This is a genomic window from Pelomonas nitida (assembly GCF_043555975.1).
GTDB classification, from domain to species: Bacteria; Pseudomonadota; Gammaproteobacteria; order Burkholderiales; family Burkholderiaceae_C; genus Pelomonas; species Pelomonas nitida.
In genome coordinates, this window is record NZ_JBIGIA010000007.1 from 193,708 (window position 1) to 219,808 (window position 26,101).

Sequence of the window (26,101 nt, forward strand, 5' to 3'; positions counted from 1 at the left end):
CTCATGATCGTTTTGAAAGCTCCCCAGGATCAGGTGCTCGGCGCGCTGCAAGCGGTGTCCGGCATCGTCGAGCGGCGCCACACGCTGCCCATCCTGGCGAACGTGCTGATCCGCAAGACCGGCAACCAGGTGGAGCTCACGACCAGCGATCTCGAGATCCAGGTGCGCACCACGGTGCAGTTCGACGGCGATGCCGGCAACCTGTCCACCACGGTGGGGGCCCGCAAGCTGATCGACATCCTGCGCTCCATGCCGAGCGACCAGACCGTCAGCCTCACCAGCAACCAGAACAAGATGACGCTGCAGGGCGGCAAGAGCCGCTTCACGCTGCAAACGCTGCCGGCCGACGACTTCCCGCTGGTGCAGGAGGCGGCCGACTTCGGCCCCGCGTTCAGCGTGCCGCAGAAGGCGCTCAAGGGCCTGATCAACCAGGTGCACTTTGCGATGGCGGTGCACGACATCCGCTACTACCTCAACGGCATCCTGTTCGTCGCCGAAGGCAAGAACCTGACGCTCGTGGCCACCGACGGCCACCGCCTCGCGCTGGCCCAGGCCGAGCTGGAAGTCGACATCCCCAAGCAGGAAGTCATCCTGCCGCGCAAGACCGTGCTGGAACTGCAGCGCCTGCTGAAGGACGGCAAGGACGTGGACGAGAACAGCGCCATCGAAATGCGCTTCGCCGGCAACCAGGCCAAGTTCAGCTTCAGCGGCATGGAGTTCGTGACCAAGCTGGTCGAGGGCAAATTCCCCGACTACAACCGCGTCATCCCCAAGAACCACAAGTTCAAGCTGACCCTGGGGCGCGCGCCGCTGCTGGCCAGCCTGCAGCGCGCCGCCATCCTGACCAGCGAGAAGTTCAAGGCCGTGCGCCTGACCTTCGAGCCGGGCCTGCTGTCCATCGCGTCCAGCAACGCCGAGCAGGAAGAGGCCAAGGAAGAGATCGAGATCGACTACGGCGGCGACAAGATCGAGACCGGCTTCAACGTGACCTACCTGATGGACGCGCTGTCCAACATGAGCCAGGACATGGTCTGCATCGACCTCAACGACAGCGCCTCCAGCGCGCTGCTCACCATCCCCGACACCACCGGATTCAAGTACGTGGTGATGCCGATGCGAATCTAGCGATTCGCTTCGGCATCGCTGCCGAATGTTTCGCACCCCCCTGCCCCCCGCCAAGCGGGGGGTTCTGGTTTGAGAGTTGTACGGCCGCGTTGCGGCCTTGAAAGTCCCCGATGAGCGACAACGCGACCCCCGAGAACACGCCGGCACCGGCTCCGCAAGCGCCGGCCGCCTACGACGCCAGTTCCATCCAGATCCTGGAAGGCCTGGAGGCCGTGCGCAAGCGCCCGGGCATGTACATCGGCGACACCTCCGACGGCACCGGCCTGCACCACCTCGTCTTCGAAGTCGTCGACAACTCCATCGACGAGGCCCTCGCCGGCCATTGCGACGACATCGTCGTCACCATCCACACCGACAACTCCATCTCCGTCATCGACAACGGCCGCGGCATCCCCACCGGCGTCAAGATGGACGACAAGCACGAGCCCAAGCGCTCTGCCGCCGAGATTGCGCTGACCGAGCTGCACGCCGGCGGCAAGTTCAACCAGAACTCGTACAAGGTGTCCGGCGGCCTGCACGGCGTGGGCGTGTCCTGCGTCAACGGCCTGTCCAAGTTCCTGCGCCTGACCGTGCGCCAGAACGGCAAGGTGCACTTCCTGGAGTTCGCCAAGGGCATCCCGCAGAACGGCGAAAGCGTGATGGTCGATGGCGTCGAGACGCGCCCCATGAAGATCGTCGGCGAGACCGACAAGCGCGGCACGGAAGTCCACTTCCTGCCCGACACCGAGATCTTCAAGGAGAACAACGACTACCACTACGACATCCTCGCCAAGCGCCTGCGCGAGCTCTCGTTCCTGAACAACGGCGTCAAGATCCGCCTCGTCGACGAGCGCACGAACAAGGAAGACAACTTCGCCTACGCGGGCGGCGTGAAGGGCTTCGTCGAGTTCATCAACAAGGGCAAGACGACGCTGCACCCCAACATCTTCCACGCCGTGGGCGAGAAGGTGTCCGAGCAGGGCACGACCGTCGGCGTCGAAGTGGCCATGCAGTGGAACGACGGCTTCAACGAGAACGTCCTCTGCTTCACCAACAACATCCCGCAGCGCGACGGCGGCACCCACCTCACCGGCCTGCGCGCCGCGATGACCCGCGTCATCAACAAATACATCGAAGACAACGAGCTGGCCAAGAAGGCCAAGGTCGAAGTCGCCGGTGACGACATGCGCGAAGGCCTGGCCTGCGTCGTCTCCGTGAAGGTGCCCGAGCCCAAGTTCAGCTCGCAGACCAAGGACAAGCTGGTGAGCTCCGAAGTGCGCGCGCCGGTGGAAGACATCGTCAGCCGCCTGCTGACCGACTATCTGCTCGAAAACCCGCTCGACGCCAAGACCATCTGCGGCAAGATCCTCGACGCCGCCCGCGCCCGCGAAGCCGCCCGCAAGGCCCGCGAGATGACACGCCGCAAGGGCGTGCTCGACGGCCTGGGCCTGCCAGGCAAGCTGGCCGACTGCCAGGAAAAAGACCCCGCGATGTGCGAGATCTACATCGTGGAGGGTGACTCCGCCGGCGGCTCCGCCAAGCAGGGCCGCGACCGGAAGTTCCAGGCCATCCTGCCGCTGCGCGGCAAGATCCTGAACGTCGAGAAAGCCCGTTATGAAAAGCTGCTGACCAGCAACGAAATCATCACGCTGATCACGGCGCTAGGCACCGGCATCGGCCGCGGCGCCGGCACCGACGACTTCAACCCCGACAAGCTCCGCTACCACCGCATCATCATCATGACCGACGCGGACGTGGACGGCGCCCACATCCGCACGCTGCTGCTGACCTTCTTCTACCGCCAGATGCCCGAGCTCGTCGAGCGCGGCCACATCTACATCGCGCAGCCGCCGCTCTACAAGGTCAAGGTCGGCAAGCACGAGCAATACCTCAAGGATGGCCACGAGTTCGACGCCTTCCTGCTCAAGGTCGCACTGCAGGACGCCCACCTCGACACCGGTGCGGGCACCACGCTCAACGGCGACGCGCTGGACACACTGGCCCGCAAATACGTCACCGCGCAAAGCGTCATCGAGCGCCTGTCCAACTGGATGGACGGCGAAGCCCTGCATGTGCTGGCCAACGGCCTGGCGCTGAAGGTCGACACCCGTGAAGAAGCCGAAGCCAGCGCAGCCGCACTGAAGGCCGCACTGCACAGCGCCGAAGTCACGGTCGAGACCGACCCGCGCACCGACAAGCTGTTCCTGAAGATCGCCCGCATGCACCACGGCAACGTGCGCGCCAGCGTCATCTCCGCCGACTTCGTGCACGGCGCCGACTACGAAGTGCTGGCCGACGCCGGCTTGAGCTTCCAAGGCCTGATCAAGCCCGGCGCCATCGTGCGCAAGGGTGAAGGCGAGAAGGCCAAGGAAGCCAAGGTGGAAGACTTCCGCGCCGCCATGGCCTGGCTGATGAGCCAAGCCGAAGGCAGCGTCGGCCGCCAGCGCTACAAGGGCCTGGGCGAAATGAACCCCGAGCAGCTGTGGGAAACGACGATGGACCCGACCGTCCGCCGCCTGCTGCGCGTGCAGATCGAAGACGCCATCGAGGCCGACAAGGTGTTCACGATGCTGATGGGCGACGAGGTGGAACCACGCCGCGACTTCATCGAGAGCAACGCGTTGAGGGCGGGGAATATCGACGTCTGATCGCCATCGCGTAGGGCGCCGAGTTAATTGCGACTCGCGCCACAGTTCTGCGACTGGCAGGCGTTAGTTGATGCGACTGGCCTCATCCGAAACACGCGCTCTTCAATAGGCCCAGTCCTCATGCCTTACCGGCAACCTGTTGAGCTGCTTCCTTAATTGCTGCCAGTGCGGCAAGTACGAGTCCATCAGGTCAATGAACCGCTGGTTGTGCGTGGGCTCCAGCAGATGCACCAGCTCATGCACAACGATGTACTCCAGGCACTCGGGCGGCTTCTTGGCCAGGTCGGTGTTCAGTCGGATGTAGCCTGGTTCAGGCGTACAGCTGCCCCACTTGGTCTTCATGCGCTGCACGAAGACGCGGCTCGCTTTCACCCCCAGCAGTGGCTGCCACTTGTCGAGTAGGGCTGGCACCGCATCGCGCACCTGTTGGCGATACCACGCGTCGAGCACCTCTTCGCACCGCGCCTGATCGGCATCAGGGCGCACCTGCAGGCACAGCTTCCTGGGGCTCAGGCTGGCCCGCCGCTGGGACGAGCAGTTGGCCGCCTACGTCAGCGCGTCACTTCGCACGCAAACACTGGCCCAGTACGGCCACGAGGGCATCAACCTGATCGGCAAGGTCGTCAACGCCGCCACCCTCTGGTACGGCGCCCATCTGGTCATGGACAGCCAGTTGAGCGTCGGCATGTTCGTCGCGTTCAACATGTTCGCTGGCCGCGTGGCTCAACCCATCATGCGCATCGCGCAGATGTGGACCGACTTCCAGCAGACCGGGCTGTCCATGGAGCGCCTGGGCGACATCCTGAACACCCGCACCGAGCTGCCGCCGCAAAGCGTCAGCCCGCTGCCGCGCGTGCAAGGCCGGGTGACTCTGGACAACCTCACTTTCCGCTACCGCCCCGACGCCCCACCCGTGCTGCACGGCGTGAGCCTGGATGTGCGGCCCGGCGAAGTCATCGGCATCGTCGGCCGCAGCGGCTCGGGCAAGAGCACGCTGACCAAGCTCATCCAACGCCTTTATGTGCCCGAGAGCGGCCGCGTGCAGGTGGATGGGCACGACATCGCGCTCATCGACGCCGCCCAGCTGCGCCGCCAGGTGGGCGTCGTGCTGCAGGAGAACATGCTCTTCAACCGCAGCGTGCGCGAGAACATCGCCATCGCCGACCCGGCCGCGCCGCTGGAGGCCGTCATCCACGCTGCCCGGCTTGCCGGCGCGCACGAGTTCATCAGCGAACTGCCACAGGGCTACGACACTGTCGTCGGCGAACAAGGCAGCAGCCTCTCCGGCGGCCAGCGCCAGCGCATCGCCATCGCGCGAGCCTTGTTCAGCCAGCCCCGCATCTTGATCTTCGACGAAGCCACCAGCGCGCTGGACTACGAGAGCGAAGCCATCATCCAGAAGAACATGCGCGCCATCTGCCAGGGCCGCACCGTCTTCATCATTGCCCACCGGCTGAGCGCCGTGCGCCATGCCCATCGCATCATCGCGATGGACAAGGGCCGCATCGTCGAGATGGGCAACCATGACCAGCTGCTGGCCAAGCCGCAAGGCATCTACGCGCATCTCTGGCGGATGCAGGCTGGCACGGAGGTGGGCGCATGAGCACCAGCACTGCACCCGGGGCGGGCGAAGCAGCCGACGCACCCCGCCACCCGGTCATCGAGCTGCTGGCGCGCTATCGCGCCATCTTCAAGGCGGCATGGGAGCGTCGCGATGAACTCGCCGGCCCCAAGCGCATGCTCGACGAGCAGGCCTTCCTGCCCGCCGCCATCGCGCTGCAGGAAACACCGCCACACCCCGCGCCGCGCCGCGCCCTCCTCGCCATCTGCGCACTGTTCACCATCGCGCTGCTGTGGGCCTACTTCGGGCAGATCGACATCGTCGCGGTAGCGCAAGGGCGGATCGTCGTCAGCCAGCGCAGCAAGACGATCCAGCCGCTGGAAACCAGCGTCGTCAAGGCCATCCATGTGAAGGACGGCGACAAGGTGAAGGCGGGTGACTTGCTCATCGAGCTGGACAGCACCCTCACCGCGGCCGACAGCGCCCGTGTCGGGGAGGAACGCAGCTCCACCGTCTCCGACACGATGCGCAGCCAAGCGCTGCTCGAGGCGCTGGTGCACGGCGGCTCGCCTCACCTGAGCACGTCAGCACTGGGCAGCCTCCATGCGGCGGACCGCGCCGGCGTGCAGGCCCAGTTACAAAGTGAGTGGGCCGACATCAACGCCAAGCTCGCCAAGTTCGCCGCGGAAGCCGCCCGTCGCAAGGCCGAGATCGCCACCGCCGAGCAACTCGTCGCCAAGCTGCAAGCCACGCTGCCCTTGGCCCAGCAGCGCGAGACGGACTTCAAGTCGCTGGCCGAGCAAGGCTTCGTCGCCACCCATGCGGGGCAGGACCGCACACGCGAGCGCATCGAGCAGGAGCGCGACCTCGCCACTGCGCAAGCCCGCCTGCAGGAAGCCCGTGCCGCGCTGACCGAGACGGAACAAGGCCTCAACGCCTACCGCGCCGAGACGCTGCGCACACTGAAGGACCGAGAGTCCCAGGCCGGACTCAAGACCCGCCAGCTCGATGAGGAAGGCACCAAGGCGAACAAACGCAACGAGCTGACCCGCCTCACCGCGCCGGTCGCCGGCACCGTGCAGCAACTCGCGGTGCACACCACCGGCGGCGTCGCCAAGGAGGCCGAGGTGCTGCTGGTGCTGGTGCCCGACGACGCCGAAGTCACGGCCGAAGTGGTGATGGAGAACAAGGACGTGGGCTTCGTGCGCGCGGGCCAGGAGGCCACCATCAAGCTCGAGACCTTCCCCTACACGCGCTATGGCACCGTGCAGGCGCAGGTGCAAAGCATCACGGCGGATGCCGTGCAAGACGAGAAGCGCGGCGCCATCTTCCCCGCCACATTGGTGCTCAACCAGTCCGCCATCAACGTGGACGGCAAGCGCATCAAGCTGGCCCCGGGCATGAACCTCACCGCAGAGATCAAGACCGGCAAGCGCCGCGTCATCGACTACCTGCTCAGCCCCGTGCAACAGCACCTCGACGAAAGCCTCAAGGAACGCTGAGGCACCGAACCGAATCCATGCGCGTTCTCATCATTCACCAGAACTTCCCCGGCCAGTTCCGCCATGTGGCCAAGGCCTGGAGCGAGCAGCCGGGTTGGCAGGTCGTCGGCATCGGCCGCGACACCGCACCCGGCTTGCCTGAACTTGAGAAGTCGGGCCGGCTGACGCTGATCCGCTACAAGCCCCATCGCTCGGTCCACCCCGAGCAGCACCACTACCTGCGCCGCATGGAAGACGCCGTGCTGCACGGCCAGGCGGTGGCGCGCGTGCTGCTCAAGCTCAAGCACCGAGGCTTCACACCCGACGTGATCCTCGCTCACCCCGGCTGGGGCGAAACGCTCAATGCCGAGGACGTGTTCCCGAATGCGCGGCTGGTGCACTTCTGCGAGTGGTTCTACAACGCACCACCTGAAGGCGTGAACGGCCTGGACCCGAACTGGCAATGGGCCGACATCGGCTTCGACCCCGAGTTCCCCGTCACCTTCGACGACCGTGCGCGCATCCGCGCCTGGAACGCCCTGCATTTGCTGAACCTGGAGAACTGCGACGCCGCCATCAGCCCGACGCATTGGCAGAAGGCTCAGCACCCCAAGGCTTACCTCGACAAGATCACCGTCGCGCACGAAGGCATCGACACCGAAAACCTCGGGCCTGACCCCACCGCGGCGATCAAGACGCCCAACGGCACCGTGCTCAAGGCGGGTGACCCGGTCATCACTTATGTAGCGCGCAACCTGGAGCCTTACCGCGGCTTTCACCAGTTCATGCGCGCGCTACCGGCCATTCAGCGTGAGCACAAGACGGCCCACACGGTCATCGTGGGCGGCGACGACGTCAGCTACGGACGCAAGCCCGAAGGGGCGAAGCACTGGCGGGAAAAGATGCTGCGGGAAGTGGGCTCACAGCTTGACCCGACGCGCACACACTTCCTGGGCAAGGTGCCGTATGAGGGCTACAAGCGGGTGCTGCAAGTCTCAGCCATTCACGCCTACCTGACATATCCGTTTGTTCTCAGCTGGTCGATGCTGGAGGCCATGGCCACCGGGTGCTTGGTCGTCGGTTCAGATACGGCACCGGTGAGGGAGGTGCTGAAGGATGGCCTCAATGGCCAACTCGTTCGCCCGTTTGACTTGCGTGCATTGGCAGACGCCTGCTTGCAGGGGCTTGCTTCGCGGGAGGGGGCGGCATCAGCCTTGCGTAGCAAGGCGGCCGCGACAGCGAAAGAGAACTACAGCATTGCGGCGGGACTTCGCGCTTTTGAGGCGGCCTGCTTTGGCACTACATCCATCAAGGAGATTCGTCGTGTTGCGTGAATCAAGAACCTGGCTGCGTCTTGTTGCATTGGCCCCTCTGGCTACGGCTCCTGTCATGCGGCCTAGCTTCTCACTTCAGAATTCTTGGCCCGTCCTGATCCTGTCAATTGCATTTGCGGGTTGCAGTTCGGTGGTTGCCTCAGGCCCTGAGGCCGACGCGAGGAAGGCGGCACAAGAACGCTACGCCAAGGCGAAGGCGCTGTTCGAGGAGCGCTGCAAGACGGCCGGCGTGGTGATCAAGCGGACGGTCAAGGATGTCGAAGGAATCGAACTCACCAAGATCAGACAACCCATTCCCTGGGCCGGGAAGGAGTATTTCGATCCGATGTATCCCGAGGCGGCGATGGCGGGCGAGTACCGAGGGGACGATTACATCAAACAGTTCCTCATGACAGAGATACGAGACCGCCTCAATCCAGAGCAGCGCGGAATGCTCACGTCTGACAACGGGCCGAACTGCGAGCGTTGCCTTCCTGTCATCCTGGGTTACCGCTTCGTGGAGTATCGAGACAGTGCGTCAGACAAGCTATTTCGAGCGTCTTTCCCCGGCGGCGCGGCTCTTGCGGACTGGCGCTTGGACTTCAGGCGTGACGAGGTTGGGATCTCACGCACTCGCTATGCGCTCGACTATGAAGACCTTGTAAACCCGGCTGATCGCGCGCTCTGGATTGCGGGCAGCAGGCTCAAAGTTATTGATAAGCAGACCGGAGATGTCATCGCAGAGCTGACACGTTATGTGTGGGATTCTGGTTTCGGCGTCAGCACGACTGGCAGATGGCCCTGGGCCCACGCAAACGCTACGGGCAGAAGCCAAACCTGTCCGGCTGAAGTCGGCGTCCGGCATCAAATCAGTCGGTTCTTCATCGACAGCATCGTTCAACCAAATCAGGGAAAGTAATCATGGCCACGAACAACACCGCGAACCCCGACACAACGCCGCAAGTTCTTCAGGCCTACGCGCTTCTACAAATTGCTGCGGAAGCTTTTCTCAACAACACAAAGCGAGACGATCCGGCGGCGGCGCCTACAGGATCAGGATCGTTTACGCCAACGGCCGCCATGCTTACGGACGGCAACTTGCACTCTAGCAAGATGACGGCCCAGCAGGCCAAGGACTTCGGAGAAAACTGGCGCGTCGTCTCCCACCAGCCCAACACCGCCACGGGTTTCAGCGCGACGCTGTTTGAGTACGTCGGGACCGGTCCGCAGCCGACAGCCAGCAAATACGTCGTCTCCTTCCGCTCCACCGAATTCATCGAAGACGGCGCTCGGGACAACCAGGCCACGAACGTGCTGGAGCTGAAGGAAGGCGGCTGGGCGTTCGGCCAGTTGGCCGACATGCAACTTTGGTGGAACAGCTCGACCGTGCAAGCAGCGGTGGCCGGCAAGAAGGTAGATGTGACTGGCTACAGCCTAGGTGGCTCGCTCGCTACCTCGTTCCAAATCCTGCACGGTGAAAGTGTCGACAAGGTCTATACCTTCAACGGGGCCGGCGTGGGCGAGGTAAAGCAAAGCTACGGGGGCCTGGGGAGCTTGGCGCGGATCTTGGCGGACTTCGACGCGCAGCGCGCGGACGGTAGCGCCGGCAATAAAGCGCTCTTCAAGGATAGTTTGGCGCTTTCGAAGTATCAGGAACTCGCAGCGAAGCTGAACAGGAGCTCCACGCTTAGCGCTGCGCAGATTGCCGAGGAGCTTGCCGGACTGAAGGCGCTGATCGATGTCGCTGAGCAAGATGCGCTGAACACCGGCACCCGCAATAGGGACCGTATTGAAGAACTACAGCTTTTGCGGAAGGCCGTGGACAGGTCACGGTCTATCGCAGCTGAGGCCGAACGAGTACCTACCCTGGTGCCCGGTGATGGCGGAGCCACGCCAGCAAATATCAAAGGCTTCGCCAATATTGATGCATTGCGCCTGGACTACCAGTTGGCCGTCCTCACGGCCATGGAAAAGACGCAAGGCGCATCTACACCTGCAGAACTTGTTAAGCTGATCAAAGAGACTGCAGGATTTGGCAACAAGGGTCGAGATACGCGTGGTTTGGAAAACGTGTATGACGTCTTCGGTGCGCCACCGCCGTCCGCTGTATCAAACTCACAGCATCATCTAGGAAATAATGTCCCGGTCTTCATTGAAGATCAGCCGCTAGTGCGTGGCTCCTATCTAGCAGAGACCTTCAAGGCATCTCTTGCAGCCTGGGAACTCAAGTTGTTGCCCAACAATTATAAAAATAACGACTTTGGGGACACGCACAGTATTGCTTTGTTGGCTGATTCGCTGAGGGTGCAATCCGTAGTGGCGGATCTTGCACCAGGCTCTTCCTTGACTGAACTCGGTGATTTGCTTCAGGCCGCGTCCAACAAGAAAGCCGACAGCGAGTTAGGACAACAAGGGCGAACAGACGGTGACACTGTCGAATCTCTGCTCGATTCGATTAGGCGTTTGCTAGTTGGCCCTCGGGCAGAGGCGACCCTTAATAATGAGTCGCTTCGCGACAAAGCACTCACTGGCGGCACTTGGGCAGAGCTCGATCTGCGACAAAGGCTTGAGAATAGTGTGCTTGAATTAAGCGGCGCCATTCAAGAGTTGCGAGGGCAGTTGATTGCCACCAACAGCGACGCTGGTTTGGGCAGTGCAGCTCGCAACGATTTTGGTGCTTTCGCCAGCATCTATGCCCTCAGCACTGTTCGCTTAGCAGGCAAGGATGCCGCAGGCAGCGTTGAGCTTGAGCGCTATCTCGGTAGCATCTGGAATGGCGAAAACGCACAGCTGGACAACCTCGGCATCTACACGGCTTGGGATAATGACAGGAATATGTCTGCTGCGGACATCGATGCGGGAGCGCAGACTTTTACGCAGACATGGATGACATCGCGCGCAGCGATGCTTGGGCAACTTGTCACACGCAACATCGACAACACGCCGGACAACGCACCGTCTGCTCGTCCCTATATTCCTGGGCAACCGACCCATTTTGAGGACCGTGGCACCCAAAGATCTTTCGATATTGGATTGATCCGAGAAGATGGTGCTCTGAATCAGGTGATTTTTGGCGCCGATGGAAACGATGCAATTGCCGGACTTGCCGAGCGTGACTCACTTTTCGGCGGTGCCGGTGCCGACTTCTTGTCCGGAAACGGCGGCAATGACTACATCGAAGGAAACGCTGGCATCGACCAACTTGACGGCGGTGAAGGCAATGACACCCTCATTGGCGGTACTGGCGATGACGAGTTGAAAGGCGGTGCCAACAACGACTCGTTGATCGCAGGAGTCGGCGTCGACACACTCGTCGGCGGCAGCGGCGACGATTTTCTCAATGGTGGCGCCGGTTTTGACACCTACTTCTTTGATGCCAATTTCGGAAATGACATCGTTTCGGACACCGATGGGATTGGCGAGCTGAAGTTCGCAGCAATCCCTGGTGGACTACCCATTGGATTCAAGGTTAGTGATGGGCTGTACCTGAGCGAAGACGGGCGAGTGACTTACTCGCTTGTTCCCGGCACAGACGGAAGAACCGACTTGCTGGTGACGATCAAAGACAGCAAAGACAGCGTTCTGATTCGCAACTGGACCCCGAGCCAAGCAGCTGCTTCTAATGCGTTCGGATTAATGCGTGCTGCGCAGGCCTCTAACTCCGGCAACCTCGGCATCCGACTGGAAGACAGAACTACTGCCCCGCCGTCGACCTCGCACGTCCTGCAAGGGGACTTTGAAAAGCAGGTCTACAACCACAACTATCTGCTTTCGTTTACCGGCTATGTCAATGCCGGACCACAAGCCAACGCACAAGACATCCTGTGGGGCTTGCCAGGCGATGACGTCATGCAGGGTCTAGGGGGCAATGACGGCATCTCCGGTTTCGACGGCGATGACTGGATCGATGGCGGCGAAGGTAACGACCTTCTGCTCGGCGGCAGGGGCCGAGACACGATGCTTGGAGGCGCCGGTAACGACCTGATCTTCGGAAGCGCCGTCGGGCAGATCTATCGTCCGGAGTCGGATATTTTCACGGCCCCGACAGGCTCCGACGTAGAGATTGCACGTGGATTCTCCTGGGCGGCGTATCGGAGGGCTATTGACCGCATCACGGAAGACGGCTCGACTTTTGTCTTTGTGAGTTTTGCCGGCGCTGACGTCGTCGAAGGTTGGCGCGGAGAGGACGGTCAGACCTATGTTGAAGGTACAGGCAACATCATCGATGCCGGAGCAGGAAATGACTTCGTCGCTGCAGGCACTGGCGACGACTCTGTCAGAGGCGGTGACGGCGATGACGATATCGCCGGCAAGGAAGGTTCCGATGCGCTGTTCGGCGATGCTGGCGATGACATCATCTACGGAGATGGCCCAGACGATGATGATTCTGTTGGATATGGCGTCGTCCCTGCGCAGTTCCATGGCGACGACATCCTTTCGGGCGGCGCAGGTAGCGACTGGCTGATTGGAAACGGCGGCGATGATTATTTGTACGGTGGCGCCGATGACGATCATCTGTACGGAGATGACTCTTTTGCCAACGGTACTCCGGCTAGCGTAAATGGCAATGACTATCTCGATGGCGGCGACGGAAACGATGGTCTGACGGGCGGCGGTCGTGACGACCGACTCTTCGGTGGCTCCGGCAACGATTTGATATGGGGAGATGGCAATCAATCCGACATAGAAGTAAGCGTTCATGGGGTCGACTACCTCGACGGCGGAGATGGTGACGATCAGTTGATTGGTGGTGGCAATGACGATCAACTGCTTGGTGGGGTGGGCGACGACACCATGTGGGGTGATGCAACCGCTCAGTACGTTGCAGAGTCAGCGCATGGCAATGACTTCATGGACGGGGGCGACGGGCGCGACATGATGGCAGGCGGTGGAGGAGCCGACACCATGTTGGGCGGCGCTGGCGACGATCAGTTGCAAGGCGACGATTTCGTTAGCAACGTGATGGCATCTGCTCATGGCAATGACTATCTGGACGGCGGTGACGGAGATGATTCTTTGATCGGCGGGGGGGGCGACGATGTTCTGCTGGGTGGAAACGGCAAGGACTTAATGCGCGGGGACGACGCTGTGGACAGTGTCCCGGATGTATCAGCCGGCGCCGATTACCTCGATGGCCAGGGCGGAGACGACAACTTGAAAGGCGGCGCCGGCAACGACACCTTGTTGGGCGGGGACGGAACCGACATGATCCAAGGTGGCGCAGGCGACGATCTACTGATCGGCGGTGCGGGCGCGGACGTGATGTTGGGCGGTGCAGGGAACGACATCTACTTTATTGGTGCTACTGAATCCAGTAACGGCATCACGGCTGACACCATTACAGATACCCAAGGTCGAGACACCTTGATATTCTCCGGGGTTGACCTGGAAGGTCTTACCGTGGACTGGTTAAATAATGCCATTTGGCTGGGATGGGGTTCGACGCAGGGTGTTTACCTTGCGAGCGGGGCGAGTTCCAGCATCAGTACGGTACAGAGCGATGTCGGGCAGAGCGTGTCTTTGCTAGCTTTGGTCGGGCAGCGCTTGCAAAAGGTTATTTCCCAATCTACCCAGCAGGACAACAGCGTCGTGTTTGGAGGCGCCAAGAACGATTACCTGACCGTCACAAATGCAGGTGTGAATGCCTCAGGTGGACGTGGGGTGGACAACATCCTGATTGCCATTGATCAGGGATCCGTAGTCACGATGAATGTTGGCGATGGAACAGACGTAGTTAGTGCAGTGCAACGCGGCGCAGCAAACGGCTCTTCGCCAGCACCTGAGAACGTCTTGCAGTTGGGCGAAGGGTTTGAAGCCAGCAAGGTTCGCCTGTATCGCGTAGGTGTTTCCAGCTTTGTCTTGGCACTGAACGAGCTAGGGGACGGTGTCGCCTTCTCGGCGACAGCAGCGGCAGACGGTTCGGTCAGCGCAGGGCTTCAGCCATTCGATCGGATCGCATTCAGCGATGGCACCGCACTGACCTGGCGACAAGTGGTTGACCGAGGCATCGGTACGGTGCCCACGGCGACCATTGGTGATGATGTGCTGTCTCTATCCCCCGCATCAGACGAGCTAGGAGGCATGCAAGGGAATGATCGAATCGACGGGCTTGCAGGCAATGACTTGATCTTGGGGCAGGAGGGCGATGACACTTTGCTGGGGGGGCTAGGCAATGACACCCTGTACGCTGGAGTCGGGCGCGATTCACTGGTTGGCGGCGAAGGAGATGACTACCTATATGGCGGCGATTCCAACTCGATTGTTGTGATGGAAGGTGGCGAGGGTACCGACAGCTACTTCTTCCGGTATGGATATTATATCTACACCACCGCCAACTCCAACGACACCTCTCTAACTTCCGATGACAAATATCGAATCAACGATTCTGGCTACGTCGGAGGTGGGGAGATTAATAGCTGGAGAATCTCTGACGCCGGGGGTTCTGCAGATGAGCTAATCTTTGATTCCAGAGTCCCGACCAAGAGCAACACATTCGTCGAATCCAATGGCACTGGATTTACGCTGACCAACTACAACCTCGTCGTTGAGATCAACGGAGCTGTGAATGATTTAGGAAAGTTGTCTACCGGCAGCATTGAGAAAATTCGATTTTCCAATGGAGACTTCTGGACCGCAGAGCAATTGCTCTCCATGAGTCAGGCAACAACGTCAGGCAATGACACGGTCGGCGGCTTCGGTAGCAACGACACCATTGACGGCGGTGCCGGGGACGACTCCATCCGCGGGTACGCCGGCGACGACGTTCTCATTGGCGGAGCTGGGTACGACACGTTGAGCGGCGGCATCGGCAACGATGAGATGCGGGCGGGCCCTGGCGGGGGGCACCTCGTGGGTGACGAAGGGGACGATGTATATCGCATCGGCGCCGGGGAGGCGAATGTGAAAATCGGTGGAACCTATCGAGGATCTAACGAAGACCTCGGTCGTGATACGCTGAAAATCTCTGCAAACCGCTCCGATGTGACGATTTCACTGGTGAGGGACACGACCTCTCCCAACAACAAGGTAGACAATCTAACGATTGTGTGGAATGACAAATCCACGTCTGTTTCGTTTGCCCTTTTCGGAAACCAGAACAGCGATTTGGGGAGCGTAGATAACATCCAGTTCCTCGATGGGTCGATCTTGAACGTAGCGCAGTACGTCAGCGGCCTGATGGTGCCGGCATCGGCATCGGATGAAGAAATCGTACTCACATCGCTGGACGATGTTGTCCAAGCCGGGGATGGCAACGATGTAGTCAAAGGCGGTTCTGGAAACGACAGCATCTATGGCGGCAACGGTAATGACGCCCTCTATGGCGAAGGCGGCTCCGACTTCATGGATGGCGGTGCTGGGGATGATTGGATATGGGTCGACCAGCGCGATGCTGACAGCCCAGACACCGTCGTCTTCGGGCTCGGATCAGGTCATGACACGCTTTCGGGAACGAACACTGGTGCCGGGGCCGATGTAAAGCTTGGCGAGTCCATCAAACTTGATGAATTGCGCTTGCGATGGGACGCTCCCTCGTTCTACAGCCAGTACGACAACAACGGCGATTCTCGGTATGCCCCATCTTGGAGTGCCGGATTGGTTGTGTCTGTTGGAACTGGCATAGATACTCTAAACGTCAGCGTCTTCAACGGGGGATACACGAGCCAATCACCACTCGGCAAGCTCAAGTTTGCCGACGGCGCGGAGCTCACCATCAGCCAGCTGGTGAATCTCGCAAACACGTCTACGGCCGGCAACGATCTGCTGTTTAACGCGCTTGGCAACGTAGACGTCAGTGGTGGAGCTGGGGATGACACCATATATGGCTTGCAAGGCGGCGGGTTGCAAGGCGGTGACGGCCGCGATTTACTCTATGGCGGCGACGTTGACGATCGGATGATCGGCGGCGCAGGCGATGACACGATTGCCGGTGGTCACGGCTCGAACGTCGTCGTCTACTCAAAAGGTGATGGCAATGATGCCGTCTGGGTGCAGTATGGCGGCGAAACGCAAATCGAGTTCGGCGAGGGTGTTATGCCCAGTGATGTAATCGCTCGACATACCGACACTGGAATTTTCCGACTCGACATCGTCGGCGGCGGTAGTATCACCGTCAGCCCACCCTTTCTACCCTTTCCGCCGGGCGCAGAAATTCCCTCGCGCGTGTATTTCAAGGATGGTACGGTCTGGGAGCGCCAGCAGCTGGCCGAGTTGATGCTGAGCGGCAGTAGCGAAAATGACTCGATCGTCGGAACAAAGTCGAGCGACGTGATCTACGGCCAAGATGGTGACGACACGTTGACCGGTTGGCTTGGAAGTGACACGCTGAACGGAGGAACTGGGAATGATTTGCTGTTTGCCGCATTGAGCGACGAAGTGGACCCAAACAGCACGGACGTCTTGACCGGCGGCGCGGGAAACGATGTTCTCTGGAATACCGGTAGCAACGGTATCTATCACTTTGACCCTGGCTTCGGTCACGACCTCATCTATGCCGCATCGCACGACGCGAGTTTGATTGGCGCTGTTCGGTTTGGGGCTGGCATCTTGCCCATCCATGTGGTCACCTCGCATGGTCGTGAAGGATCCTTGATCCTCTCGTTGCCGACGACAGGCGAATCCATTGAGATCGAGAGATTCTTTGCAGATGACCTTTCCGACGCGCTCGCCGAACCGTCCCCGATTGACGAAGTTCGTTTCGACAACGGCGTTGTCTGGAGCATTTCAGACATTGTTAGTCGACTTGCTTCCGCAACTACCGAAGCGTCTGACCTGATCCAGGGAACCGCTGGTGATGACGTTCTAGACGGATTGGGTGGCAATGATTTGATCGACGCCGGAGCAGGCGATGATTCCGTGCTCGGAGGTGCAGGCGGCGACCATCTGATCGGCGGCGATGGCGACGACACGTTGAAGGGCGGTGATGGCTACGACTCGATTGAGGGTGGCGCAGGTACTGACCAAATCCTTTTCTCGCGGGGAGATGGGATTGACACGCTCAACAACGTTGCCGGTGACGAGTTGGTTCTTGGTTCTGGCATCGCTGCCACAGACTTAGCCTTCTTGCGCCAGTCCAGCGACTTGCTGATCGAAATTTCTGGAGTAAATGACTCCATTCTGGTTCCTGAGTTCCTAAACTTAGAAAACTGGATTTCCATCAGGCTTGCTGATGGCTCAACAATCAGCTCGTCGACAATATTCGAAGCTATTGCAACAACTAACGGCACGGCGAGCAACGATTCCATCAACGGCGCGAACTACGGCGAGCGGATCAATGGGCTCGCCGGGAACGACACGCTAAATGGGTTGGGAGGCAATGACACACTGGATGGCGGGGCTGGGAATGACCGGCTTGTTGGCGGGAAGGGCAACGATGTCTTCATCGTTGATTCCACTTCGGATACGGTGGTTGAAGTCACAGGAGAAGGCATCGATGAAGTACGCGCCTCAGTAACGTACACCTTGCCCAGCAACGTTGAAAATCTTGAGCTTCAGGGCACTGACAACATTAACGGCACCGGCAATTCTGGCAATAACAAACTAGGAGGGAACGGAGGCAATAACGTTTTGACTGGCGCAGCAGGAAATGACGAATTGCTCGGCATGGACGGCAACGACTCGCTGGTCGGCGGCTCTGGCGACGATTCCATGCGGGGTGGCGCCGGCGATGACTCGTACGACGTCGACTCGACAGCCGACGCGATTACTGAGGATGTCAACCAGGGCTCGGATAGCGTGAGCTCAAGCGTCACCTACCAGCTTCCTGCCAACGTTGAGAACCTGACCTTGACCGGAACGTCTGGTCTCACGGCCACGGGGAATGATCTGGCCAACATTCTGACCGGGAACTCTGGCGCGAACCGTCTCGTTGGCGGCGGTGGAAATGACGCGTTGAATGGCGGCGCTGGTGCTGACACCTTGGTGGGCGGTGCCGGTGATGACACCTACTCGGTAGACGCAACTACCGACGTCGTGACCGAGAACGTCGCGGAAGGTGTCGACACCATCCTGACGTCGGTGACGCTGCCGAGTCTCGCCACCAATGTGGAGAACCTGACACTAACCGGGGCCAGCAATCTCAATGCGACTGGCAATGGCGCCAACAACGTGTTGACGGGCAATGGCGGCGCCAACCGGTTAGATGGAGGTGCCGGTGCCGACACGATGATCGGCGGCGCAGGCAACGACACTTATGTCGTAGACAACGCTGGCGACGTGATCACTGAGATCTCCGGCGGCGGTGCTGATGCGGTTGAAGCGAGCATGACCTATACGCTTGGAGCCGAGCTCGAGAAGCTGACACTCATCGGTTCAGGTGCATTTGATGCCACGGGCAATGATCAGGCCAACACGTTGACGGGCAACTCGGAAAACAACCGTCTCAACGGTGGTGCTGGAAATGACACGATGGTAGGCGGCGCAGGGAACGACACCTACGTCGTCGATAGCGCCTCCGACGTCGTGACCGAAGCCTCCAGCGGTGGTAACGACACGGTCGAAGCCAGCATCAGCTACACCCTGGGCAGCGAGGTGGAGAACCTGACGTTGACCGGTACGTCGGCCATCAACGCCACCGGCAACAGCGTGGCTAACATATTGCGAGGCAACGCGGGCGACAACACGCTTGATGGCAAAGCGGGCAACGACTCGATGATTGGTGGCGCTGGCAACGACATCTACGTCATTGACGCCACGACCGATGTCGTCACCGAGTTGGCAGGCGAGGGCACGGACACCATCCAGTCCTCGGTCACGCTGACCAGCCTGGCCGCCAACGTCGAGAACCTCACGCTCACCGGCACCACAGCCCTCAACGGTACCGGCAACGCGCTGGCCAATATCCTTACCGGCAACAGCGCGGCGAACAGTCTCAGCGGGGGTGATGGCGACGACACGTTGGATGGCGGCGCCGGCACCGACACACTGATCGGTGGCCTGGGCAACGACACGTTCTACGTGGACTCCACCAGCGACGTCGTGACCGAAGCCAACAGCGCGGGCACCGACACCATCATGACCTCGGTCACGCTGGCTAGTCTGGCAGCCAACGTCGAGAACCTGACGCTGATCGGGACGGGCAACATCAACGCCAGCGGCAGCACCGGAGACAACGTGCTGACCGGCAACGCCGGCAACAACACGCTGACCGGCAACGCGGGTAACGACACCCTAGACGGCAAGGCTGGCAACGACACCCTCAACGGTGGCGCTGGCGCGGACACCTACTGGTTCGGTACCGGCTACGGCTCTGACATGATCATTGACAGCGACTCGACGGCGAATATTAAGGACGTTGTCAGGTTCGGTGCTGGCATCGTGCAGACAGACATCAAGTTCACGCAGAGTGGCAATGCCCTGGTGGCGACTCTCAAGAGCACTTCCGAGGCGCTGACAATCCAAGACTGGTACCTAAGTTCGAACAACCGCGTCGAAGAATTCCGCTTTAGTGATGGCACGGTGCTGACCAACGTGCAGGCCCAGGCACTCGTCGGGGCGATGGCGGCCTTTAGTCCGTCGGGGACTGTCATTACGATGGTGAGGGAGCCGGAGCAGCACTTGCTCCGACACAACGGTTTCGCGGTTTCAGGGACTGCGTAAGCGCCTCGTCTTAGCCAGCCCGAGCAAGCACCCTTCGCCCGCTCGGGCACCTCAAAGCCAGGGCGCAAAGACCAACCAAGAAGCGCGTGCAGGAACTTTGGCGCGCTTGAAGGTCAGTCGCAATAAGTCGTTCTTGGCTTGGTTGAAGGCTGTGGCGCGGGACCCGCCAAGTCCTTGATCCACAATCCGCGCCTGTGCAACTACTGTGGCGCCCTACGCATCGACCGCGTCCCTAGGCGAGCTGGCCGGCGGTCAGCTCGCTTTTTTCATGGTGGGCACACAATGCAGCCTCTAGCGGAACGACAGCGCGGCATGACTGTCCATCGCGACGAGGGAGCGCATCCATGACCCCAGAGGCCCAAGCCCGACAAGTCATCGACGAACGCCTGCAGGCCGCCGGCTGGCTGGTGCAGGATTACGCCCGCCTCAACCTCGGCGCGGCGCCGGGCGTTGCGGTTCGGGAGTACCCCACCGACACCGGCCCGGCCGATTACGTGCTGTTCGTCGACCGCGAGGCCGTGGGCGTCATCGAGGCCAAGCGCGACGATGCCGGCGGCCAGCTCGTCGTCACCGAGAGCCAGACCGAGCGCTACGCTCATGCGCGGCTGAAGTGGCGGGCCAGCGGCCAGCCCCTGCCCTTTTTGTTCGAGGCCACCGGCCAGATCACCCGCTTCACCGACGCTCGCGACCCGGCACCGCGCTCGCGCGAAGTATTCAGCTTCTTCCGCCCCGAGACCGTCGCCGCGTGGCTCGCGCAGCCGTCCACGCTGCGCCGCCGGCTGCGCGAAGCCATGCCGCCGCTGCCCGCCGAGAACCTGCGCGACTGCCAGACCGCTGCCGTCACAGGGCTTGAAACGTCCCTCGCCGCCAACCGCCCGCGCGCGCTGGTGCACATGGCCACCGGCGCCGGCAAGACCTTCACGGCCATCACGGCCGTCTACCGCCTGCTCAAGTTCGGCGGGGCCAAGCGCATCCTGTTCCTGGTCGACACCCGCAACCTCGGCAAGCAGGCCCACCAGGAGTTCATGGCCTACACGCCGCCCGACGACGGCCGCACCTTCACCGAGCTCTACAACGTGCAGCGCGTCGGCAGCGCGGGCGTGGACCGCCAGGCCCACGTCTGCATCAGCACCATCCAGCGCCTGTATGCGGCGCTCAGCGGCGAGGCGCTGGATGAATCCGCCGAAGACCTCCCCGCCGCCGACGTGGCCCGGGCCGTCAAGCCCGGCCGGGTCGTCAGCTACCAGCCCGCGCTGCCCGTCGAGACCTTCGACTTCATCGTCATCGACGAGTGCCACCGCAGCATCTACAACCTGTGGAAGCAGGTGCTGGACTATTTCGACGCCTTCCTCATCGGCCTCACCGCCACGCCCGACAAGCGCACCTACGGCTTCTTCAACGAGAACGTGGTGGCCGAGTACAGCTATGAAGACTCCGTGGCCGACGGCGTCAACGTAGGCTACGACGTGTGGGAGATCGTCACCGAGATCACCAGCCAAGGTGCCGAGCTGAAAGCGAAAGAGTGGGTGGACCACCGCGACCGCCAGACCCGCAAGAGGCGCTGGGCCGAGACCGAAGAGGACACGGCCTATTCGGCCAAGGAGCTGGACCGTTCCGTCGTCAACCCCAGCCAGATCCGCCAGGTGCTGACCGAGATGAAGCGCGTGGTGGAAACGCAGCTCTTCCCCACCCGCCGCGAGGTGCCCAAGACGCTGATCTTCGCCAAGACCGACAGCCACGCCGACGACATCGTGCAGCTGGTGCGCGAGGTCTACGGCCAGGGCAATGCCTTCTGCCGCAAGGTCACCTACAGCGAGAAGCAGGCCGACGCCGTGCTGCAGGACTTCCGCAACGACTATCACCCCCGCATCGCCGTCACCGTGGACATGATCGCCACCGGCACCGACGTGAAGCCGCTGGAGGTGCTGCTCTTCATGCGCGATGTGCGCAGCAAGGGCTACTACGAGCAAATGAAAGGCCGCGGCGTGCGCAGCCTCGACGCCAACGGCCTGCGCAAGGTCAGCGCCAGCGCCGATGGCGCCAAGGAGCGCTTCATCCTCATCGACGCCGTGGGCGTGGAGAAAAGCCTCAAGACCGAAAGCCGCAGCCTGGAGCAAAAGCACGGCGTGCCGCTGAAGGACTTGCTGATTGCCGTGGTCCACAACCAGCGCGACGACGACACCCTGCTCACCCTCGCCAACCGCCTCGTGCGGCTGGACAAGCAGCTCGACCCCAAGGCCCGCGCCCGCATCGAGCGCGCCAGCGGCGGCGTGCCCGCCCGCGAGCTGGGCAAGGCCCTGCTGAAGGCGCTGGACCCCGACGCTGTTCAACAGGCCGCACTGGACACCGCCCGCCGCCAGGGCATCACCCGCAGCGAAGACACGCTGCTGCCCGAGGAACTGCAGGCCGCCCGCGCCGCCCGCGTGGCCGCTGCCTGCGCGCCCTTCGACGCGCCCGAGCTGCGCGACACGCTCGAATCGGCCCGCCGCGAACGCGAACAGCTCATCGACACCATCAACCGCGACCGCATCCTCAGCAGCGGCCCCGCCGCGCAGAGGGACGAGCACGCCCGCGCCGACGTGCAGGCCTTCAAGGACTTTGCTGAAAGCCACAAGGACGAACTCGCGGCCTTGAGCTTCTTCTACCAGCAGCCCTACCAGCGCCGTGCGCTGACCATCGAAGCCGTGCAGGAGCTGGCGGATGCGATTGCCCGCCCGCCGCTGATGCTCACCACCGACCGCCTCTGGGCCGCCTACGCCCGCGTGCAGGCCAACCAGGTCAAGGGCGTGGGCCTGCAGCGGCAGCTCACCGACCTCGTCGCCCTGCTGCGCTTTGCCCTCGGCCTGGACGCCGAACTCACCCCTTTTGCCGACACCGTGAACCAACGCTTTGCCGACTGGATCTGGCGCCACAACAGCCGCCGCGCCACGGCTTTCACGCCTGAGCAGACCGAGTGGCTGCGCCTGATGAAGGAGCACATCGCCAGCTCGTGTTCGATTGCGCGGGACGACTTTGACTACGCGGAGCTGGCAGCGCGTGGCGGCCTGCAGAAGGCCTGGGGGCTGTTTGGCGAGGAACTGGATGGCTTGATGGCGGGGATGAATGAGGAGTTGGTGGCGTGAGGAGGCTTCCGAATGGATGGGCATCAACGCCTCTTGGGGAACTTGTCAGCTTGAGGACTGGGCCGTTCGGTAGCGCACTCCACCAGTCAGACTACGTTCGGGAAGGCACTCCGCTTGTCAATCCGATGCATCTCGTTGATGGGCGCATTCGGCCGTCACCGGAGATGTCTGTGCCGGCGCAAATGGTCGAACAACTGAGCGACTACAAGCTTCGGTCAGGTGACGTAGTGCTTGGTCGGCGCGGAGAAATGGGGCGTTGTGCAGTCGTCAGCCAACGTGAAGAAGGCTGGCTGTGTGGTACGGGCTCGCTCATCGTTCGGCCTGAGCGTCGGCTGCTCGACCCCAGCTACTTGCAAAGGCTGCTGACCAGCCGAAGCGTGGTTGACTACCTGCTGGCGGCTTCGGTAGGGTCAACGATGGCCAATCTGAACCAGCAGCATTTGCTTGCGTTGGACGTTTCGTTGCCGCCGTTGGCCGAGCAAACCCGCATCGTCGAGAAACTCGAAGAACTGCTGTCCGACCTCGATGCCGGCGTGGCGGAGCTGAAGGCGGCGCAGGCCAAGCTGCAGCACTACCGCCAGTCCCTGCTCAAGGCCGCCGTCGAGGGCTCGCTCACCGCCGCCTGGCGCGAGGCCCACCCGGCACCCGAGGAATCCGGCGCCGACCTGCTCGCCCGCATCCTGCGCGAGCGCCGCGCCCGCTGGGAAGCCCAGCAGCTCGCCAAGTTCGAGGCGCAGGGCAAGGCGCCGACTAAGGGGTGGCAGGGGAAGTATCCGGAGCCGGCATCCCTCGACACAAATGCGCTCGACGCATTGCCGAACAGTTGGGTGTGGGCCAGCGTTGAGCAACTTGGCACCGTTCAACTTGGGAGGCAGCGTTCACCCGATAAATTGGGCGGCGCAAACCCTACTCCATATGTTCGGGCTGCCAATATTCGCGAAGGCGGCATTGACTTGGCTGATGTCCTTTACATGGACTTTTCGGCATCAGAGCGAATAACGTTTGCCTTGAAGCCTGGGGATGTTCTTCTGACCGAGGCTTCCGGAAGCCCCGAGCACGTTGGAAGACCGGCCATATGGCGAGATGGGACGGACTTGTACTGTTTCCAGAACACAGTGCTTCGTTTCCAATCGCACTTGCTAAGTCCAGAGTTCGCTTACTTCTCGTTCTTGGCAATGCAGAAGCTCGGCGTTTTCCGGCGGCTTTCTGGCGGAGTGGGTATCAACCACTTGAGCGCAGGCAAGTTCTCAACGCTGCCAGTTCCTCTGCCTCCCGTTCGTGAGCAGTTAGAGATTGTTCGTCTGCTGACTGACGCGTTCGCGTTATGTGATCGACAGCTCGCAGCAATCGAGCGCGTTGAGAGCCAATCCACCGCCCAACGCCAAAACCTCCTCCGCGCCGCCTTCGCCGGCCAGCTGGTTCCCCAAGACCCGGCCGACGAGCCCGCCGCCGCGTTGCTGGCGCGCATCCGCGCCGAGCGGGCCGCAGCCGGGGGCGGCACCCGGGCCCGCCGCGGCCGCCCCGCCAAGGAGGTTTCGTGACCGACCTCGCCGCCAAGCCCTACGCCGAGTTGCTGGGCGCCATCCGGCAGCGCATCCAGGCCGCGCAGAGCCGGGCGGTGCTGGCGGTCAACACCGAGCTGGTGAGGCTGTACTGGCAGGTCGGCCAGCTGCTGGATGCCCGTCAGCAGGAGGCGGGTTGGGGCGCGGCCGTCATCCCCCGGCTGGCGCTGGATATCGCCAACGCGCTGCCCGAGGTGAAGGGCTTTTCCGAGCGCAACCTCAAGCGCATGCTGGCCTTCTACCGGGCCTATGCCGACGACCCGGCGTTTGTGCCACAGGCTGTGGCACAAATCGAGTCACCGCCACAGCCGGCCTCAAAAGTGCCACAGCCTGTGGCACCGGCGCCGGCCGGCCAGGTCGAGCCCATGCTGCGTCTGCCCTGGGGCCACCATGTATTGCTGCTGGAACGGGTGAAGCCCACCGCCGAGCGCCGCTGGTACATGGCGCAGGCCGTGACCCAGGGCTGGAGCCGCAGCGTGCTGCAGGCCCAGATTGCCGGCGCGGCGCACGCGCGCCAGGGCGCGCTGGTGAACAACTTCGCCACCCGGCTGCCGGCGCCGCAGTCCGAGCTGGTGCAGCAGGCATTGAAGGACCCGTATGTCTTTGATTTCCTGACGCTGGCGCCCACCTTCCATGAGCGCGAGCTGGAAGTGGGCCTGGTGGCCCATCTGGAAAAGTTCCTGCTCGAACTGGGCCAGGGCTTTGCGTTCGTGGGCCGGCAGTACCTGCTGACGGTGGGCGAGAACGAGTTCTACGTGGACCTGCTCTTCTATCACCTGAAGCTGCGCGCCTTTGTGGTGATCGAGCTCAAGCGGGGCGACTTCAAGCCCGAGTACGCGGGCAAGCTGAACTTCTATTGCAATGTGGTGGACGACCTGCTCCGCCACCCGCAGGACGCGCCCACCATCGGGCTGCTGTTGTGCCAGGGCCAGGACAAGGTGCTGGCCGAGTACGCGCTGCGCGGCATCGACAAGCCCATCGGCATCGCCAGCTACGAGCTGACGCGGGCGCTGCCGGCGTCGTTGCAAAGCGCGCTGCCGAGCATCGAGGCGCTGGAGGCGGAGCTGGGGGCGGGGTCGTCAGCACCGGAGGCGCCATGAAGCCCGCCCGACCCGACAACCTCCGCCGCGCCGCCTTCGCCGGCCAGCTCGTCCCGCAAGACAGGGCCGACGAGCCCGCCGCCGAGTTGTTGGCACGCATCCGCGCCGAGCGGACCGCCTCCATGCCCGCCCGTTCGCGGCGCCGCACCGCAGACAAGCATCAAGGAGACCCATCGTGATCACCCTGATTCGAGACCCCCAGTGGATTCAGCAGTTCCTGAACCGGGTGCTGCCGCAGCCGGAGCAGGTCAGCGACTGGATGGATCGCAACGGGCCGATTGCCAATGCTGATTTGTGCCAGATCGCCGGGCTGGACACGCTGAAAGCGTCAAAGCAGCTCAAGCGCTGGGTGGATCAAGGCCTGTTGGTTCCCGACACGGGCCGAGGCAAACGCAACATGGTCTATCGCAAGCCGGTTTTGGACGGTTCAGCGACAGAAGGCCTGGATTTGTTATCTCAGGCGCCGGAAAACAAACCAGGCGCCGACTAGAAGTTTTTTCCAATCAATGGCTTAGCTCATTCGTTGTTTGCCAGCCGAGCTTGATCTGCCCGTTCTCGGTCTACAGGCGGCCCTGGCAAGAATGACCCACTTTGTTTTCTTCTCTGCCAGATAAC

Annotated in this window: 12 protein-coding genes and 1 pseudogene; 12 read left to right on the top strand and 1 reads right to left on the bottom strand. The window is 61.9% G+C overall.

Going from position 1 to position 26,101, the window contains the following annotated elements:
- Positions 1-3: 3 nt before the first annotated feature.
- Positions 4-1,125 (top strand): DNA polymerase III subunit beta, encoded by a 1,122-nt coding sequence (gene dnaN, locus ACG00X_RS11270; protein ID WP_394488271.1) that lies wholly within the window; start codon positions 4-6, stop codon positions 1,123-1,125.
- A 110-nt stretch (positions 1,126-1,235) separates the two neighbouring features.
- Positions 1,236-3,752 (top strand): DNA topoisomerase (ATP-hydrolyzing) subunit B, encoded by a 2,517-nt coding sequence (gyrB, locus tag ACG00X_RS11275; RefSeq protein WP_394488272.1) that lies wholly within the window; start codon positions 1,236-1,238, stop codon positions 3,750-3,752.
- 102 nt (positions 3,753-3,854) lie between these two features.
- On the opposite strand, the gene ACG00X_RS11280 is transcribed toward gyrB, so the two are convergent.
- Complete coding sequence (locus tag ACG00X_RS11280; protein WP_394488273.1) at positions 3,855-4,238, bottom strand: M48 family metallopeptidase; 384 nt, start codon at positions 4,236-4,238, stop codon at positions 3,855-3,857.
- A gap of 25 nt (positions 4,239-4,263) precedes the next feature.
- Between ACG00X_RS11280 and ACG00X_RS11285 the strand changes: the two are divergent.
- The 10 genes and pseudogenes from ACG00X_RS11285 to ACG00X_RS11330 all read left to right on the top strand — a co-directional run.
- Positions 4,264-5,355 (top strand): annotated as a pseudogene (locus ACG00X_RS11285) (ATP-binding cassette domain-containing protein); the annotation flags it as partial.
- Positions 5,352-6,815, top strand: a complete 1,464-nt coding sequence (locus tag ACG00X_RS11290) for an HlyD family type I secretion periplasmic adaptor subunit (RefSeq protein WP_394488274.1) — start codon at positions 5,352-5,354, stop codon at positions 6,813-6,815. The pseudogene ACG00X_RS11285 and the gene ACG00X_RS11290, both read left to right, overlap by 4 nt.
- A gap of 17 nt (positions 6,816-6,832) precedes the next feature.
- Positions 6,833-8,128: a glycosyltransferase family 4 protein gene (locus ACG00X_RS11295; RefSeq protein ID WP_394488275.1), complete on the top strand. Its 1,296-nt coding sequence runs from the start codon at positions 6,833-6,835 to the stop codon at positions 8,126-8,128.
- Positions 8,118-9,026 carry a hypothetical protein gene (locus tag ACG00X_RS11300; protein WP_394488276.1) on the top strand — a complete coding sequence of 303 codons (909 nt, stop codon included), beginning with the start codon at positions 8,118-8,120 and terminating at the stop codon, positions 9,024-9,026. The genes ACG00X_RS11295 and ACG00X_RS11300 overlap by 11 nt, the downstream gene beginning before the upstream one ends.
- A 2-nt stretch (positions 9,027-9,028) precedes the next feature.
- Positions 9,029-19,702, top strand: coding sequence for a calcium-binding protein (locus ACG00X_RS11305; RefSeq protein ID WP_394488277.1), 10,674 nt, complete (start codon positions 9,029-9,031; stop codon positions 19,700-19,702).
- 344 nt (positions 19,703-20,046) lie between these two features.
- On the top strand, positions 20,047-22,824 hold the full coding sequence (locus ACG00X_RS11310) for a type I restriction endonuclease subunit R (RefSeq protein WP_394488278.1): 2,778 nt from the start codon (positions 20,047-20,049) through the stop codon (positions 22,822-22,824).
- Positions 22,821-24,365, top strand: a complete 1,545-nt coding sequence (locus ACG00X_RS11315) for a restriction endonuclease subunit S (RefSeq protein ID WP_394488279.1) — start codon at positions 22,821-22,823, stop codon at positions 24,363-24,365. The genes ACG00X_RS11310 and ACG00X_RS11315 overlap by 4 nt, the downstream gene beginning before the upstream one ends.
- Positions 24,362-25,486, top strand: a complete 1,125-nt coding sequence (locus ACG00X_RS11320) for a PDDEXK nuclease domain-containing protein (RefSeq protein WP_394488280.1) — start codon at positions 24,362-24,364, stop codon at positions 25,484-25,486. The genes ACG00X_RS11315 and ACG00X_RS11320 overlap by 4 nt, the downstream gene beginning before the upstream one ends.
- Entirely contained in the window at positions 25,483-25,665 is a 183-nt protein-coding gene (locus tag ACG00X_RS11325; protein ID WP_394488281.1) for a hypothetical protein, read from the top strand. Before ACG00X_RS11320 ends, ACG00X_RS11325 begins: the two co-directional genes overlap by 4 nt.
- Positions 25,662-25,976: a hypothetical protein gene (locus tag ACG00X_RS11330; protein ID WP_394488282.1), complete on the top strand. Its 315-nt coding sequence runs from the start codon at positions 25,662-25,664 to the stop codon at positions 25,974-25,976. Before ACG00X_RS11325 ends, ACG00X_RS11330 begins: the two co-directional genes overlap by 4 nt.
- Positions 25,977-26,101 lie beyond the last annotated feature (125 nt).

Coding starts and splice junctions, on each gene's coding strand:
- ACG00X_RS11310 (WP_394488278.1), top strand. CDS start 20,047: ATGACCCCAGAGGCCCAAGCCCGACAAGTCATCGACGAACGCCTGCAG.
- ACG00X_RS11290 (WP_394488274.1), top strand. CDS start 5,352: ATGAGCACCAGCACTGCACCCGGGGCGGGCGAAGCAGCCGACGCACCC.
- ACG00X_RS11325 (WP_394488281.1), top strand. CDS start 25,483: ATGAAGCCCGCCCGACCCGACAACCTCCGCCGCGCCGCCTTCGCCGGC.
- dnaN (WP_394488271.1), top strand. CDS start 4: ATGATCGTTTTGAAAGCTCCCCAGGATCAGGTGCTCGGCGCGCTGCAA.
- ACG00X_RS11295 (WP_394488275.1), top strand. CDS start 6,833: ATGCGCGTTCTCATCATTCACCAGAACTTCCCCGGCCAGTTCCGCCAT.
- gyrB (WP_394488272.1), top strand. CDS start 1,236: ATGAGCGACAACGCGACCCCCGAGAACACGCCGGCACCGGCTCCGCAA.
- ACG00X_RS11305 (WP_394488277.1), top strand. CDS start 9,029: ATGGCCACGAACAACACCGCGAACCCCGACACAACGCCGCAAGTTCTT.